This is a genomic window from Mesorhizobium sp. WSM4828 (assembly GCF_055811175.1).
Genome location: NZ_JBVVQK010000003.1, coordinates 122,067 through 137,241, shown reverse-complemented (window position 1 = coordinate 137,241; position 15,175 = coordinate 122,067). Strand labels below are relative to the sequence as shown.

Sequence of the window (15,175 nt, the reverse complement as noted above, 5' to 3'; positions counted from 1 at the left end):
GGGGGAGTTGCCTGCATCGAGCCTGTGGCCCGCCCGGTTCAAGCCGACTTGAAGCGTGCCATCAATTCGGCCCGGCCCGGATCGGTTAGCGTCGCAGCGGCACCGAATTCGAGCGGCTTCAGCAGATCCGCCGCCGGATATAGGATCGGATTGTCCAGCACCTCCTTGGGCAGCAGCGCATTGACCCGCGCATCGGTGGAAGGCGCACCGTTGGCCAGGTGCTCCTTGACCGCGACTTTCGGGTTCATCAAATAGTTGAGCAAGGCATAGCCGGCAGGCTTGTTCGGCGCATCCTTGGGGATTGCGTAGAAGTCGGTCCAGATCTCGCCGCCTTCCTTGCCAAGGACATAGGCGATTTCGGGGATGTCGCGGTGGAGCTGCGCCCCGTCATTGGTCCAGCACATCGTCATCCAGGCGTCGCCGGCACGCATCGACGGCTGGTAGTCGCTGGAGACCGCGAACAGATGCGGCTTGACCTTCAGCAGCAATTCCTCCGCCTTGGCGAGTTCGTCCGGCTTCAGCGAATTGAACGAGAAGCCGAAATATTTCAGCGCGTTGCCGATCGTGGTCAGCTGGTAATCATGAACCATGGTCCGGCCGTCGCCTTCCGCCATCGCCGTATCCCAGAATTCCTTCCAGCTCGTCATCGGCTTGGTCAGCTTCTTGGTGTTGACGGCAAAGCCGGTGGTGCCCCAATTCTTCGGCACCGCGTAAGTCACGCCGTCGATCGTGCCTTCCCCAGTGAAGCGCGGGTCTTCTTGCGAGCCGTCATAATTGGCAAGCTTGGCCATATCCAGCGCTTCGATGATGCCAAGCTTCTTGTAAGTCGAGATCGTGTAGTTGGTCGGAACGAAAAGGCTCCAGCCCGAGGCGCCGGCCTGCAGCTTGGCCAGCATCTCCTCGTTTGACCCGAACACGTTGACCTCGACGGCTACGCCGGTCTCGGCCTTGAAATTCTCGAACGTCGCCGGGTCGTGATAATTGGGCCAGGTGGCAATCGACATGCGGTCGCCAAGCCCCTCCTGGGCGAAGGCCGGCGACGGCATGATGCCGAGTTCGCGGGCCATTACCGCGGTAGCGAGACCAAGGCCGGTAAGGCCAAGGAACTCGCGGCGGCCGATGGAGCCGCGCTTGAGGCGCATCAACTGGTCGACGAATTTCTCAGGGCTTATCGGCAGTCCGTCACGATACGATTTCGACATTTTTGTTTTCCCTCTGGTTGGTCCCGTTGTTTTTGGAGTCTGGAAACGCCAGCGGCGTTCCGGCTGTAAAGCCGACGGCGACGGGTTCACCCGGCTTGAAGAGATTTCCGCCGCCGACCATATGATCGGCCTTTGCGAGCAGTGTCCCGATGCCCTGGACCTCGATTGCATATTCCGCGGTCGAACCGAGAAAGATCCGGTTGCGGACAAGGCCGTTCAGCCGGCCGCTTCCGGGCGCGCCGAGGCTTAGTGATTCAGGGCGCAGGCTGACCGAAACGGCTTCACCCTGAGCTAGCGGCGTCCGCTTGCGCGCGGCAATGACAGTGCCGTCGGCAAGCGCCACCTCGACGAGCTTGCCCGAGAGCCCGACGACCTTGCCGCTCAAGAGATTGGTCTTGCCGACGAAGTCGGCGACGAAGAGGTCGGCGGGTTCGTCATAGATTTCGCTCGGCTGCCCAAGCTGGACGATGCGCCCGCCATTCATGACACAGACGAAATCGCTCATCGACAGTGCCTCTTCCTGATCGTGGGTGACCAGGACGAAGGTGATGCCGATCTCGCGCTGCAGGTTCTGCAGCTCTATCTGCATGTCGGTGCGCAGCTTCTTGTCGAGCGCCGCCAGGGGCTCGTCGAGCAGCAGCACCGCCGGCTTGTTGACCAGCGCACGCGCCAGGGCGACACGCTGCTGCTGGCCGCCGGAAAGCTCATGGATCTTGCGGCGCCCATAGCCGGCAAGCCGAACCATGGCGAGCGCCTCGCCTGTCTTCCGGCTGATCTCCCGCGACGACAGGCGCGGCCGTGCCTGGCGCAGGCCATAGGCGACGTTGTCCTCCACATCGAGATGCGGAAACAACGCATATTGCTGGAACACCATGTTGACCGGCCGCCGATAGGGCGGCGTGCCGGCCATGTCGTGGCCACGGATGAATACCGCACCTTCGCTTGGCTGTTCGAAGCCACCGATCATGCGCAGACAGGTTGTCTTGCCGCAGCCGGATGGCCCGAGCAAGGCGACAAAGGCAGACGGCGGGATGGCAAGATCGATGCCGCTGACCGCGGTCACGCTGCCGTAGCGTTTGGTGACCCCGCGAAACTCGATATCGGGCACTGCGGTCAAAAGCTGCGGGCTCCTGCGGCTAGCTAACCTCGAAACGCTATCAGAGCCAATGGCGGCTAGTATATACCTCCCAGGTGGTATATTTCGTCTATTTTCTCGTTTGGAGGGGTATAAATTGGGCGTTTCGCGCAGCGATGAATACAGCCGGCTCGCTGCGCTCATCGCTGCGACGCGGGAGACGAGCGGCGAGCTTTTCGGCAAGGCAATGGTCGCCTGGCTCCGCCAGCATGTCAGCTTCGATCATTGCGTGATCTTCGGCTATCGCGGCGCCGCACGCCCACCGCTGCTGTTCGAGACATTCTCGCCGGCCGAAAGCCACGTCTTCGTGGCGCTCTATCAGGAAGGGCCTTATCTGCTCGACCCGTTCCACCATGCCGCCGTCGAGCGCAAGGAAGGCTTTTGGCGAATGCGCGAACTGGCGCCGGACCGCTTCTATGCCAGCGAATATTACCGCTCCTATTACAGCCAGACCAGGCTTGCGGAGGAGGTCGGCTTCTTCGTGCCGCTGCCGGGAAAGGACGCGCTGGTGGTCTCGCTGATGCGATTGCGCGCTTCGGGGCCGTTCGGAACCGCCGATGCCAGGTTGCTGCGCGACATGGCGCCTGCGGTGATCAGCCTCGTCAGGCTGCGCTGGCCTAGCCTTCCGGCTGACGGACCGGATGGAACGAAGCAAGACGAGGCGATTGCTCCGGTCAGCGAGTTCGAACGTGCTCACATCTGGAAGAGCCTTTCGCTGACGCCGCGCGAACAGCATGTCGTCGATCTGGTGCTTCAGGGCCATTCCACGGAATCGATTGCCAGGGCGATGCGAATCGTGCCGGGAACCGTAAAAGTCCATCGCCGCAACATCTACCGCAAGCTCAAGATAAAGTCGCAGGCGGGTCTGTTCGCGCGTTTTGTCGAGATCATGGACGCACGGATTCGGTAGTCCCAAGTTCAGCCGGCAGCGCCGTCCCAGGAACCGGTTTCGGCCATCTGCCTGAGCCGGCGCGCCACCCGAAAGACGTCCTTGCCGGTCTGCTGGTGCCAGTGATCCAGCCGCCGGATGATCTTGTCCACGCCTTCGAGGCTTGCCCAGAACATCGGTCCGCCCTTGCCGATCGGGAAGCCATAGCCGTTGACCCAGACGACGTCGATATCGGACGCGCGGACGGCAATCTTTTCCTCGAGGATTTTGGCGCCCTCGTTGATCATCGGATAGAGCGTCCGCTCGATGATCTCCTCGTCGCCGATTGGCCGCGGTGCGATGCCGCGTTCGGCAGCCTTGTTACGGATCAGCGCCTCGACCTCGGGATCGGGCAGCGGCGTGCGCGAGCCGTTCTCATAGCGATAGAAGCCGCTGCCGGTCTTCTGGCCGAAATGCCCCTGTTCGCACAGCGCATCTGCAATCACGGCCGTCTGGCCACGCGCCTTGCGGTTGCGCCAGCCTATGTCGAGACCGGCGAGATCGCTCATCTCGAACGGCCCCATCGGCCAGCCGAAATCGGTGAACACCCGGTCGACCTGGCGCGGCATTGCGCCTTCCAGCAGAAGCGTCTCCAGTTCCGCACCCCGCGCCGCCAGCATGCGGTTGCCGACGAAGCCGTGGCAGACGCCGACGACGACCGGCACCTTGCCGATCCGCCGTGCCAGATCGACGATGGTCGCCAGCACGTCGGGCGAAGTCTTGTCGGCGCGGACGATTTCCAGAAGCTTCATGATGTTAGCCGGCGAAAAGAAATGCATGCCGAGGAGATCTTGCGGCCGCGACGTCGAAGCGGCGATTTCGTTGACGTCGAGATAGGAGGTGTTGGTGGCGAGGATCGCGCCCGGTTTGGCCACGGCATCCAGCCTGCCGAATACCTCCTTCTTGACCGCCATTTCCTCGAACACAGCTTCGACGATCAGGTCGCAATCGGCGAGGTCGGCATAGTCGGTGGAACCCTTGAACAGGCCAAGCCGTTCGCGCTTGGCATCTTCGCTCAGCGAACCGCGAATGACGGAAACGGCATAATTCTTGTCGATCGTCGCCAGTCCGCGTTGCAATGCTTCCTGCGTTGTTTCTAGCAAGGTCACGGGAAGACCGCCATTGGCGAACGCCATGGCGATGCCGCCGCCCATCGTGCCGGCGCCGATGACGCCGACCCGCGCGATCTTGCGCTTGACGACATCCTTGCCGGCAATCTTTGCCGCTTCGCGTTCGGCAAAAAACAAATGGCGCTGGGCGCGTGATTGGTCGCCGGCGACAAGCTTGACGAACAGGTCGCGCTCCGCCGCCAGCGCTTCGTCGAAGGGCAGCGTGAGGGCGTTGCGGACCGACCGCGCACAGGCGACCGGCGCCTCGAGACCGCGTGCTTTTTTGGAAAGCGTTGCCACCTCCTTGTCGAAGGCCGGCAAGTCGGCCTGGTCGAGGCGATCGTTGCGGTCGCGCACCGGCGTGAACGGACCGCCTTTCGCGGCCATGTCGGCCGCAAAACTCACCGCTTGCGCGGTCAGGTCGCCATCGAACACGGCATCCACCAGGCCGTCGGCGAGCGCCTCGGCCGCACCGATCGGCGTTCCCGAAACGATCATGCTGAGCGCCTTCGGCGGACCGACGAGACGCGGCAGGCGAACCGTGCCGCCGCCGCCCGGCAGCAGGCCGAGCTTGACTTCCGGCAGGCCGAGCCTTGCCGCTTGGTCGGCAACACGGAAATGGCAGCCGAGCGCCAGTTCCAGGCCGCCGCCGAGCGCAGTGCCGTGAATGGCGGCGATCGTCGGCTTGGCGATGGTTTCCAGCACGACGACGATGGCGCGTAGGTCCGGCAGCTGCGCCGGCCTGCCGAATTCGGTGATGTCGGCGCCTGCAACGAACGTCCGCCCGGCGCAGGCTATCACGATTGCTCCCACCGACGGCTCGTCGCGCAGCGAGACAAGCGCCCGCATCAACGGCTCGCGCACATGGAAGCTCAGCGCGTTGACCGGCGGATTGTCGATGCTCACCACCGCGACGTTGCCCTGCCTTGTGGTGCTGACGAAATCGGACACGCAAACCTCATGTGATAATGCTGGCCAATAGCGCGACGGGATTTACATGGCCAATGCTCGGATGGGAACCCGATGTTTTGGCTCGCCGCCGCAGCGCCTGCGTTTCGCGGCGATGCAGAATGTTCCGTTCGCATTCCTCGGCAAGGTCACGGCATGGGTCCTCGGGTCAAGCCCGAGGATGACGAAGCTGTGGTCAGCGCAGCGCCTTCTGCCCACCGGCGGCGGTGATGACGCCGACGATGATCAGCCCTGTCAGCACCAGGCGGACGCCGACGCTGACGCCGAATGTGTTGAGCATGGTCAACAGCAGCACCAGGAACAGCGCCGCGCCCCAGACCCCCGGCACATTGGCCTTGCCGCCCGCCACCGACGTGCCGCCGATGACGACGACCGCGATCGACGCCAGCAGATACTCATTGCCGATATCGACATTGGCGCCGCGGAAATAACCGGCGAGCAAGGCGCCGTCGAGGCCGCCGAGCGCGCCCGACAGCGTGTAGGTGAGGAAGCGGGTGCGGCCGACATTGACGCCGGCCAGCCAGGCGGCGCGGATGTTCTGGCCGATCGCCAGCACCGAGCGTCCGTAGATCATGCGCTGCAAAACGATGCCGGCGCCGATGGTGAACAGCACGGTGAGGATCGCCAGCACCGGGATGCCGAACACCTGCCAGTTGGTGAAGTCGGCAAAGCCCGGCGGCGGCTTGATCTGCAGGCCGCGCCCATAGCTGATATCGACCGACTGGATGACGAAGCTGGCCGACAGCGTCGCGATGATCGGCGGAATGCGCAGCGCCCATATCAGCAGGTAGTTGACGGCACCGATCGCCATGCCGCAGGCAAGCGCTGCCGCCAGTCCGACCGCGATCATCGTATCGTTGCCGTCCATGACCTTCATGGCGACGGCGCTGGCAAGGCCGATATTGGCCGGCAGCGACAGGTCGACATTGCCCGGCCCGAGCGTGATGACGAACATCTGCCCGACGCCGACGATAACGGTGAAGACGGCGAGCGACAGCGCCGCCGTGATCATGCCGCCTCCGCCATAGCCGCCGGTGAAGGCGATGGTCGCCAGCCACACCAGCAGCGCCCCGAAGAACGACCATATCCAGGGTCTGGCGAGCAGCGTCCGCAGCGAGGCCATGCTCACCTCTCCTTGCGGCTGATCAGCACCCGCGCCGCCAGCACGATGATCAGGATGGCGCCATTGGCGGCAACCTGCCAGTCGGGCGGAATGTGCATGAACGTCAGGAGGGGCGATGCCGCCAGCGCCAGCGTCAGCGCGCCGATGACGGCGCCGATCGGCGACACCCGGCCGCCGACGAACTCGCCGCCGCCGAGAATGACGCCGGCGATCGAAAGCAGCGTGTAGCCATTGCCGATATTGGCGTCGGCCGAGGTGGTGATGCCGATCAGCGCCATGCCGGACAAAACGCCGAACAGGCCGGTCAGCGCAAACAGCGCGATCTTGGTGCGGAGCAGAGACCAGCCGGCGCGCTTCAGTGCAGCTGAATTGCCGCCCGATCCGCGCAGGATGACGCCATAGGAAGTGCGCATCAGGCCAAAGTGGACGACGGCCGCGATCAGCAATGCGGCGATGATCGGGAACGGAATGAAGGGTGGCTTGAAGGCCATCAGCGCCAGCAGCCAGTCCGGCGCCTTGCCGCCGGGCTTCGGCAGGATCAGGATGGCCATGCCCTGCCAGACGAAACTCATGCCGAGCGTCACCACGATAGAGGGCAGGTTGCGCAGATGGATCAGCGCGCCGAGCAGCGCGTAGACACCGATCGACCCGAGCAGGATGACGACGCCGAGCAACGGCGCGTCCTTCAGCCATGTCGCCGTGACGCAGCCGACGAAGCCGACAAAGGTGCCGATCGACAGATCGAGCTCGTTGCCGGCGATGACGAACATCTGCGCGATCGTCGCCAGCGCGATCGGGATCGCCAGATTGAGCATCAGGCTGAAACCGAAATAGCTGATGGCGCGCGGGTTGAGCCAGGCGATGGCGATGAGCACCAGCGCCAGCGACAGTGCCGGCAGCAGGCTGCGCAGCATCCGCGCCCGCCTCGTGGCGCGAGCCGAAGATTTTAGCCCATTCTCGACAGATACCGCTGTCATCTCAGGCCGCGTCGCCGAACGAGGACTGGATGATCTTTTCCTCCGTCAGTTCGTCGCGACGAAGGTTGGCGACGATCCGCCCGTTCTTGAACACATAAATATGGTCGCAATTGTCGAGCTCTTCGGTTTCGGTGGTGTACCAGAGGAAAGTGCGGCCATGGCGAGCCTCCTCGCGCACCAGGTCGTAGACTTCGAGCTTGGTGCCAATGTCGACGCCGCGCATCGGATCGTCCATCAGCACGATCTTGGCGTCCGAGCCGAGCGCCCGCGCGAACAGCGCCTTCTGCTGGTTGCCGCCGGACAGCGAGAAGATGTTGTTGTTCATGTCGGGCGTACGGATGCCGATTTTCCGCTGCCACAGCTGGGCGAGCTCGGCTTCGCGCTGCGGCGAGATCAAAAGCCCGTTGCGCAATCGCGCCAGCGAACGGATGCCGATGTTCTCGGCAATCGACCATTGCGGAAAAATGCCGTCCGACTGGCGGTCGCCGGCAACCAGCGCCACCGGCGCGGTAACCTCGATGCCGGTTTTGGCACGGGAAGCCGCGGCAAAGATCGCCAGCAAAAGATCGGTCTGCCCATGCCCGGCAAGTCCGGCAAGGCCGATGATCTCACCGGCACGGGCGACGAGCTCGTTGCCGTCCTGCTGTCGCGCCGGACGCGCCCGGACCCGCAGCGGACCGGGCTCGGGCTTGCCGCTCGCAATCCCTGCTGCGGCCTTCTCGCGCGCCTCCGCTCCGCCCATCGCCGTCACCAGCCTGTCTCGGTCGAATTGATCGGCCTGCCCGGCGGCGACCACCTTGCCGTCGCGCATCACGACGATGCGGTCGGCGTTTCCGAGCACTTCGCCCAACACATGCGAGATCAGGATGCAGCTCTTGCCGGCGGCGATGAATCGGCGCACGAACGCCAGCAGCTGGCCGGCGGTATGCGCGTCGAGCGAGGAGGTCGGCTCGTCGAGGATGACCAGCTCGAGCGGCTCCTGCGTGACCGTGAAGGCGCGCGCCACCTCCACCATCTGCCGGCTGGTGATGGAAAGATCACCGACGATGTCGGATGCCGAGATGCTGTGGCCGGGAAAGATCTCGTCGAGCTTGGCGGCGATCAGATCGGCCGCCTTGCGCCGCCAGCCGAATCCATTAAGCGAGGCGTGGTTGATCCGCGTGTTCTCGGCGACGCTAAGGTTCGGGCAGAGCGACAGTTCCTGGAAAACGCAGCGTATGCCGAGCTGCTGAGCGCGCGGCACGGAATAACTTGCCTCGACACCGCCGCGGACGGCGATCCGCCCACCGTCCGGGGTAAGCGTGCCCGCCACCATATGCATGAGCGTCGATTTCCCGGCACCGTTATGGCCGACGAGACCGACGCATTCTCCGGCACGAACGCTGAAATCGACACCGGCAAGCGCCCTGACGGCACCGAAATGTTTTTCGGCGCCGTCCAGTCTTATGATGTCCATACTGACGGCGCCGAAAGGTTTTTCGGCGCCGTCCGGCATGATGATGTCTGCACTGGCCTCGGGCATCCCTCAACGATACCCGGCTATCCGTGGCGGCAACAATAGTGCCATGCTCACTTGATGTTGGCCTTGATCGCCGCGACGGCGTCTTCCTGGGTGTATTCGTGGCTGGCGACGCCGCCCTTCGGAATCTTCGGCAGCGCGGCCTCGAAATCATCCTGTGTGAAGGCAAGATAGGGGACTAGCAGGTCGTGCGGCACGTCGGTACGGCCGTCGAGCACCTGCTGCGCCACCCAGAAGGCAAGCGTCGATACGCCCGGTGCGATCGATGCCGACCAGGTCTGGTAACCGTCCTTTTCCTTCTGCTCCTTCCACCACTGCAACTCGTCCTGGCGATTGCCCATGATGATGGTCGGGCGCGGCTTGCCGGCAGCGGCGAAGGCCTGTGCCGCGCCATAGCCGTCACCGCCCTGGTCGACGACACCGACCACATCCGGCAGCGACGGCAGGATCGTCGCTACTGCCTTCTGTGCCGTGGTCTGGTCCCAGTCGCCGGTCACCGAGCCGACGATCTTGAACTCGGGATGGGCCGCGACGCCTTCGAGGATGCCGGCATGGATGGCATCGTCGATCGAGGTGCCGGCGAGCCCGCGGATTTCCAGGAGGTTGCCACCCTTGGGCTGGAATTTGGCCATCTGCTCGACTTCCTGCTTGCCCATGTCCTTGAAGTCGACGACGACGCGGTAGGCGCAGGGTTCGGTGACGATGCCGTCGAAGGAAACGACGACGATGCCGGCGTCGCAGGCCTGCTTGATGGCGCCGTTGAGGGCATCCGGAGACGCCGCGTTGATGACGATCGCGTCATAGCCCTGCAGGATCAGGTTCTGCACCTGGGCTGCTTGCGTCGGCACTTCCTTGTCGGCCGTCGTGAAGACGTCCGCGGCGCCGACCACCTTGTCGGCAACCGCCTTCTTGGTGACGATGGCGTAGCTGTCCAGCATCGCCTGCCGCCACGAATTGCCGGCGTAATTGTTGGAGAAGGCGATCTTCTTGCCGCTGGTGTCGGCAAGCGCGGTGCCTGCGGCGAGCATTGCCGCAAGGGCGCCCAAAACGAATATTTTCTTCATGTCATACTCCTCCCGTGAGTTGCTGTCTTACTGGTGGTTAATGGCTGGCTGGTGGATATTGGCTGATACGCTCACAATCTTGTTTTTTATCTATTATCAGACAAATGCAGATAGGCGACAAGCTGTCAACAGCAATCCATGGCCAGCGATCAACTTGCGGTGCAATCATTGAAACCGGTTCGACTCCTGGTCTAGGGATGGCGCTGGAGACCGATTGAATGGCAGCGAACCTTGCCCCGGGTGCACCCGGCATTCCGGCGCGCTGGACGTCGAGCGCCAAGAGCGGCGTCGGCACCGCGCTGTCGCCGGCCTGCCCGATCTGGTTCACTATCAGTCACGGTATTCTCAACGAGATCTACTATCCCCGCCTCGATAGCGCCTGCACCCGCGATCTGGGGCTGATCGTCACCGGACCCGACGGCTACTTCTCGGAAGAAAAGCGCGAGGCCGAGCATCGCATCGAACCCTTCGAGGACGGGGTGCCTGCCTACCGGCTGGTCAACACCGCAGCCGATGGAACCTACAGGATCGAAAAGCGCATCCTGACGGATTCGGAACGTCCCGCCTTGCTGCAGGAGATTGTGTTCACGCCGCTCAAAGGCGCGGCAACTGACTACCGCGTCTACGCGCTGCTGGCGCCGCACCTCGTCAACGCCGGCATGGGCAACACCGCCTGGATCGACGACCATGAAGGACAGGCTGTCCTGTTTGCATCGGGACGCGGCACCTGCCTGGCACTCGCCTCGTCGCTGGCGTGGAAGGCGTGCGCGGCCGGCTATGTCGGCGTCTCCGACGGCTGGCGGCAGCTTCGTCAAGGCGGCCGGCTCGATCCGGCCTGCCGCAGGGCCGAGGACGGCAATGTCGCGCTGACCGGCGAGATCGGCTTTTCGGCTGCGAACCCAAAGATATTGCTGGCATTGGGCTTCGGCACGACGCCGCAACAGGCGGCGGAGACTGCTTTCGCCAGCCTGAGGCTAGGCTTTGAGCCCGCAGCCAGTTCCTACATCGACAAATGGCGCAAATGGCAGGCCGGATTGCTGCCGCTGGACCGGCATGCGGCGTCCGGCCTCAACAGCTACCGCCTCAGCACGGCTGTGCTGGCGACGCACCACTCGTCTACCGGAGCCGCCGTTGCCAGCCTGTCGATCCCGTGGGGCTTCAACAAGGGTGACGACGACCTCGGCGGCTATCACCTGGTCTGGCCGCGCGATCTGGTCGAAACCGCCGGCGGCTTCCTCGCCGCCGGCGATCCGGCGGAAGCCTTGCGCATCCTTTTCTATCTGCGCTCGATCCAGCAGCCGGACGGCCATTGGCCGCAGAACGCCTGGCTCGACGGGTCGGTCTATTGGCCGGGCATCCAGATGGACGAATGCGCCTTCCCGCTGCTGCTCGCCGACGCGCTGCGCCGCGCCGGCCATTTGCCGCCTGCCGCACTCTCCTCCTTCATGCCGATGATCGAGCGCGCTGCCGCCTATGTCGTGTGCAACGGCCCGGTCACCGGCGAGGACCGCTGGGAGGAAGACGCCGGCTACAGCCCATTCACGCTTGCGGTCGAGATCGCTGCGCTGCTTGCGGCTGCGGACATGTTCGATGCCGCCGGCAAAACAGAGCCGGCAAACTATCTGCGCGAGACCGCCGATGTCTGGAACGATCAGATCGAGCGCTGGACCTATGTCGCCGGCACCGCCGCATGCGAGCAAGCCGGCGTCGAAGGCTATTATGTCCGCATCGCCCCGCCCGACACCGCCGGCGCGGCATCGCCGAAGGACGGCTTTGTACCGATCAAGAACCGCCCACCCGGCGATGCGGACCACCCGGCCGAAGCGATCGTCAGCCCGGATGCGCTGGCGCTGGTCCGCTTCGGTTTGAGGGCAGCCGACGATCCGCGCATCCTCGACACGGTCAAGGTCATCGACGCGCGATTGCGCTGCGAACTGCCGCAGGGCCCGCTCTGGTACCGCTACAATGGCGATGGCTATGGCGAGCATGCCGACGGCGCGCCCTTCGATGGAACCGGCCAGGGTCGGCCCTGGCCGCTTCTGGTCGGCGAGCGCGCCCATTACGAGCTGGCGGCAGGCCGTAGGGATAGCGCGGCAAGCTTGCTCAGGACGTTCGAGATCTCTGCCGGGCCGGGCGGCCTGCTGCCGGAGCAGGTCTGGGACGGTCCCGACATGCCGGAGCGCGAATTGCGGCATGGCGGGCCCTCCGGCAGCGCCAAGCCGCTGGTCTGGGCGCATTCAGAGCACATCAAGCTGCTGCGGTCGCTGCGCGACGGCACGGTATTCGACATGCCGCCACAAGGCGTCAAGCGCTATATCGAGGGCAGGACGGTGTCGCGCTTCAGGGCATGGCGCTTCAACCACAAGATCCGTACCATGCCGGCAGGCAAGGCGCTGCGCATCGAACTTCTGGCCCGGGCGGTGGTTCATTGGAGCAGCGACAATTGGGCAACCGTCCATGACACCGAGACCGCCGCGAACGCTTTCGGGATCCATCTTGCGGAATTGCCGGTTGCCGAGCTTGCTCTGGGCAATAGCATTGTCTTCACATTCTTCTGGTCCGATGCCGACCGTTGGGAGAACGCTGATTTTTCTGTCGGCATCGGCGATACCGGATAGAGCATGATCCCGCAAAGTGGAGACCGGTTTTCGGAAGAGATCATGCTTCAATAACAGCGCCACTAGATCATCGATCCCTCAAGTAAGGCAGGACGAGACCATGCAGATAGGAATGATGGGACTGGGCCGGATGGGCGCCAATATGGTTCGGCGCCTGCTGCGCGATGGCCACGAATGCGTCGTCTACGATATCAACCCGGCGAGCGTCGCGGCGCTTGTGAGCGCCGGCGCGGTCGGAGCCGCCTCGATGGAGGAGTTCGTCGGCAAGCTGGCGAAACCGCGCAGCGCCTGGCTGATGCTGCCGGCGGCGATCACCGGCAAGATCGTCGACCAGGTGGCTGCCCTGATGGAGCCGGGCGACATCATCATCGACGGCGGCAATTCCTATTACCACGAGGCCGTCGACCACGCCGCGCGCCTCGCCTTGAAAGGCTTGAGCTATGTCGATGTCGGCACCAGCGGCGGCGTCTGGGGCCTCGAGCGCGGCTACTGCCTGATGATCGGCGGCCCCGACAGCGCGGTCCAGCATCTCGATCCGGTCTTCGCAACGCTGGCGCCCGGCGTCGACGCCGCTTCGCCCGCCCCCGCCAAGGGCGCCGGAACCGCTCCCTTCGGCTATCTCCACTGCGGGCCGAGCGGCGCCGGCCATTTCGTCAAGATGGTCCATAACGGCATCGAATATGGCGTCATGGCCGCCTATGCCGAAGGCATGAACATCCTGAAGTCGGCAAATGCCGGCAAAAGGCAGCGCACCGCCGACGCCGAAACCAGCCCGCTCGAAAACCCGCAATATTACCAGTTCGACATCGACATCTCCGAAGTGGCCGAGGTCTGGCGGCACGGCAGCGTCATCGGCTCTTGGCTGCTCGATTTGACGGCCGGCGTGCTGAAGGCCGATTCGTCGCTAACGCAGTTCGGCGGGCGGGTCTCGGATTCCGGCGAAGGCCGCTGGACGCTGAAGGCGGCGATCGACACCGGCGTGCCGGCGCCGGTGCTGTCCTCGGCGCTGTTCGACAGGTTCTCCTCGCAAGGCGAATCCGAATTCGCCGACAAGCTTCTGTCCGCCATGCGCTATGCCTTTGGCGGCCATGTCGAAAAACCGAAGGCCGGCTCATGACGGGCGACAGGGAGGCACGCCGATGAGCCAGGAACGATCGGACACGCTGGTGCTTTTCGGCGCCACCGGTGATCTCGCCCACAAGAAGATCTTCCCCGCCCTTTACGCCATGGTGGCCAAGGGAACGCTGAACGAGCCGGTGATCGGCGTCGCCTTCGATCCCTGGGACCTCGCCAAGCTGCAGGCGCGCGCCCGCGACGGCATCGTCAACGCCTTGGGAAGCATCGACGACAAGATCTTCGCCAGGCTTGCATCGCTGCTGCGCTATGTCAGCGGCGACTATCGGGCGCCTGCGACCTTCGAGAAGCTGAAGACCGCGCTCGGCAGCGCTGAGCGGCCGCTGCATTATCTGGCGGTGCCGCCAGCGATGTTCGAGGTGGTCGTCCAGGGGCTGGAGCAGTCGGGCGCCGCCCAGGGCGCGCGCCTGATGGTGGAAAAGCCGTTCGGCCACGATCTGCAGTCGGCGCGCTGGCTGAACCGGGTGCTGCATCTGGTCTTCGACGAGAAGTCGATCTTCCGCATCGACCATTATCTCGGCAAGGAGGCGATCCAGAACCTGCTCTATTTCCGCTTCGCCAATTCCTTCCTCGAGCCGATCTGGAATCGCAATTACGTCGAGAGCGTACAGATCACCATGGCCGAAGATTTCGGTGTCGAGGGCCGCGGCCGTTTCTATGACGAGGTCGGCTGCATCCGCGACGTCATCGAAAACCACCTGCTCAATATCCTGTTGCTGCTCGCCATGGAGCCGCCGGTCGGCCGCTCGGCCGACGATCTGATCGACGAGAAGGTGCAGGTGCTGCGGGCGATCCGGACGCTGACCAGGGACGATGTCGTGCGCGGCCAGTTCGACGGCTATCTCAACGAGCCCGGCGTGGCGCCGAACTCGCCGGTCGAGACCTTCGCGGCGGTGCGCTTTTTCGTCGATACCTGGCGCTGGCAGGATGTGCCGTTCTTCATCCGCGCCGGCAAATCCCTGCCGGTGCACGCCACCGAGGTCATCGTGCGGCTGAAGCGGCCGCCGCTCGACGTCTTCGATCCAATCAAGCCCGGCGACTGCAATCACGTGCGCTTCCGCATCGATCCGCAGGTGGCGATCTCGATCGGAGCTCGGCGCAAGGCACCCGGCGACGACATGGTCGGCGAGCAGGTCGAGCTCACTGCGCTCGATGATTCGAAGGGCGACATGCCGCCTTACGAGCGGTTGATCGGCGACGCCATGAACGGCAACGGCCAGCTGTTCACCCGCCAGGACGCCAGCGAGCTCGCCTGGCGCATCGTTGGTCCGGTGCTCGGCGACACCACGCCGCCGCCTATCTACGCGCCAAAGACGTGGGGGCCGGCCGAAGCGATGGCTGGATTCGGGCCGCCGAACGGCTGGATCAATCCAGCGACATGATTTCTGGGAGGCGAC

11 protein-coding genes are annotated in these 15,175 nt (G+C 64.2%); 4 read left to right on the top strand and 7 right to left on the bottom strand.

Features of this window, described 5'->3' with window-relative positions; translation table 11 throughout:
- Positions 1-38 precede the first annotated feature (38 nt).
- Together AC0L2X_RS05390 and AC0L2X_RS05385 are read right to left on the bottom strand one after the other, a co-directional pair.
- A complete protein-coding gene (locus AC0L2X_RS05390; RefSeq protein ID WP_473599354.1) occupies positions 39-1,202 on the bottom strand; it encodes an ABC transporter substrate-binding protein in 1,164 nt (387 codons plus the stop codon).
- Positions 1,183-2,319, bottom strand: coding sequence for an ABC transporter ATP-binding protein (locus AC0L2X_RS05385; RefSeq protein ID WP_473599353.1), 1,137 nt, complete (start codon positions 2,317-2,319; stop codon positions 1,183-1,185). Before AC0L2X_RS05385 ends, AC0L2X_RS05390 begins: the two co-directional genes overlap by 20 nt.
- Positions 2,320-2,434: 115 nt before the next feature.
- Here AC0L2X_RS05385 and AC0L2X_RS05380 point away from each other — a divergent pair, with 115 nt between their 5' ends.
- Positions 2,435-3,247 (top strand): response regulator transcription factor, encoded by an 813-nt coding sequence (locus AC0L2X_RS05380; RefSeq protein WP_473599352.1) that lies wholly within the window; start codon positions 2,435-2,437, stop codon positions 3,245-3,247.
- An 8-nt stretch (positions 3,248-3,255) separates the two neighbouring features.
- On the opposite strand, the gene AC0L2X_RS05375 is transcribed toward AC0L2X_RS05380, so the two are convergent.
- The 5 genes from AC0L2X_RS05375 to AC0L2X_RS05355 all read right to left on the bottom strand — a co-directional run bounded on the left by AC0L2X_RS05375 (position 3,256) and on the right by AC0L2X_RS05355 (position 10,026).
- Positions 3,256-5,325, bottom strand: coding sequence for a 3-hydroxyacyl-CoA dehydrogenase NAD-binding domain-containing protein (locus tag AC0L2X_RS05375; protein ID WP_473599351.1), 2,070 nt, complete (start codon positions 5,323-5,325; stop codon positions 3,256-3,258).
- 193 nt (positions 5,326-5,518) lie between these two features.
- A complete protein-coding gene (locus tag AC0L2X_RS05370; protein WP_352492256.1) occupies positions 5,519-6,466 on the bottom strand; it encodes an ABC transporter permease in 948 nt (315 codons plus the stop codon).
- 2 nt (positions 6,467-6,468) lie between these two features.
- On the bottom strand, positions 6,469-7,443 hold the full coding sequence (locus tag AC0L2X_RS05365; protein ID WP_473599350.1) for an ABC transporter permease: 975 nt from the start codon (positions 7,441-7,443) through the stop codon (positions 6,469-6,471).
- A gap of 1 nt (position 7,444) precedes the next feature.
- On the bottom strand, positions 7,445-8,938 hold the full coding sequence (locus tag AC0L2X_RS05360) for a sugar ABC transporter ATP-binding protein (protein WP_473599435.1): 1,494 nt from the start codon (positions 8,936-8,938) through the stop codon (positions 7,445-7,447).
- A 74-nt stretch (positions 8,939-9,012) separates the two neighbouring features.
- On the bottom strand, positions 9,013-10,026 hold the full coding sequence (locus AC0L2X_RS05355) for an ABC transporter substrate-binding protein (RefSeq protein ID WP_352468173.1): 1,014 nt from the start codon (positions 10,024-10,026) through the stop codon (positions 9,013-9,015).
- A 218-nt stretch (positions 10,027-10,244) separates the two neighbouring features.
- Between AC0L2X_RS05355 and AC0L2X_RS05350 the strand changes: the two genes are divergently transcribed.
- From AC0L2X_RS05350 to zwf, 3 genes are all read left to right on the top strand, one after another.
- Positions 10,245-12,644: a glucan 1,4-alpha-glucosidase gene (locus AC0L2X_RS05350; protein ID WP_473599349.1), complete on the top strand. Its 2,400-nt coding sequence runs from the start codon at positions 10,245-10,247 to the stop codon at positions 12,642-12,644.
- A 100-nt stretch (positions 12,645-12,744) separates the two neighbouring features.
- Positions 12,745-13,761 carry a phosphogluconate dehydrogenase (NAD(+)-dependent, decarboxylating) gene (gene gnd, locus AC0L2X_RS05345; protein ID WP_473599348.1) on the top strand — a complete coding sequence of 339 codons (1,017 nt, stop codon included), beginning with the start codon at positions 12,745-12,747 and terminating at the stop codon, positions 13,759-13,761.
- A gap of 22 nt (positions 13,762-13,783) precedes the next feature.
- Positions 13,784-15,160: a glucose-6-phosphate dehydrogenase gene (zwf, locus tag AC0L2X_RS05340; protein WP_473558243.1), complete on the top strand. Its 1,377-nt coding sequence runs from the start codon at positions 13,784-13,786 to the stop codon at positions 15,158-15,160.
- The last annotated feature ends 15 nt before the right edge of the window (positions 15,161-15,175 follow it).

Bases quoted from the DNA above. Each gene is read 5' to 3' on its own strand.
- AC0L2X_RS05350 (WP_473599349.1), top strand. From the start codon at position 10,245: ATGGCAGCGAACCTTGCCCCGGGTGCACCCGGCATTCCGGCGCGCTGG.
- AC0L2X_RS05365 (WP_473599350.1), bottom strand. From the start codon at position 7,443: ATGACAGCGGTATCTGTCGAGAATGGGCTAAAATCTTCGGCTCGCGCC.
- AC0L2X_RS05360 (WP_473599435.1), bottom strand. From the start codon at position 8,938: ATGCCGGACGGCGCCGAAAAACCTTTCGGCGCCGTCAGTATGGACATC.
- zwf (WP_473558243.1), top strand. From the start codon at position 13,784: ATGAGCCAGGAACGATCGGACACGCTGGTGCTTTTCGGCGCCACCGGT.
- gnd (WP_473599348.1), top strand. From the start codon at position 12,745: ATGCAGATAGGAATGATGGGACTGGGCCGGATGGGCGCCAATATGGTT.
- AC0L2X_RS05370 (WP_352492256.1), bottom strand. From the start codon at position 6,466: ATGGCCTCGCTGCGGACGCTGCTCGCCAGACCCTGGATATGGTCGTTC.
- AC0L2X_RS05355 (WP_352468173.1), bottom strand. From the start codon at position 10,026: ATGAAGAAAATATTCGTTTTGGGCGCCCTTGCGGCAATGCTCGCCGCA.
- AC0L2X_RS05390 (WP_473599354.1), bottom strand. From the start codon at position 1,202: ATGTCGAAATCGTATCGTGACGGACTGCCGATAAGCCCTGAGAAATTC.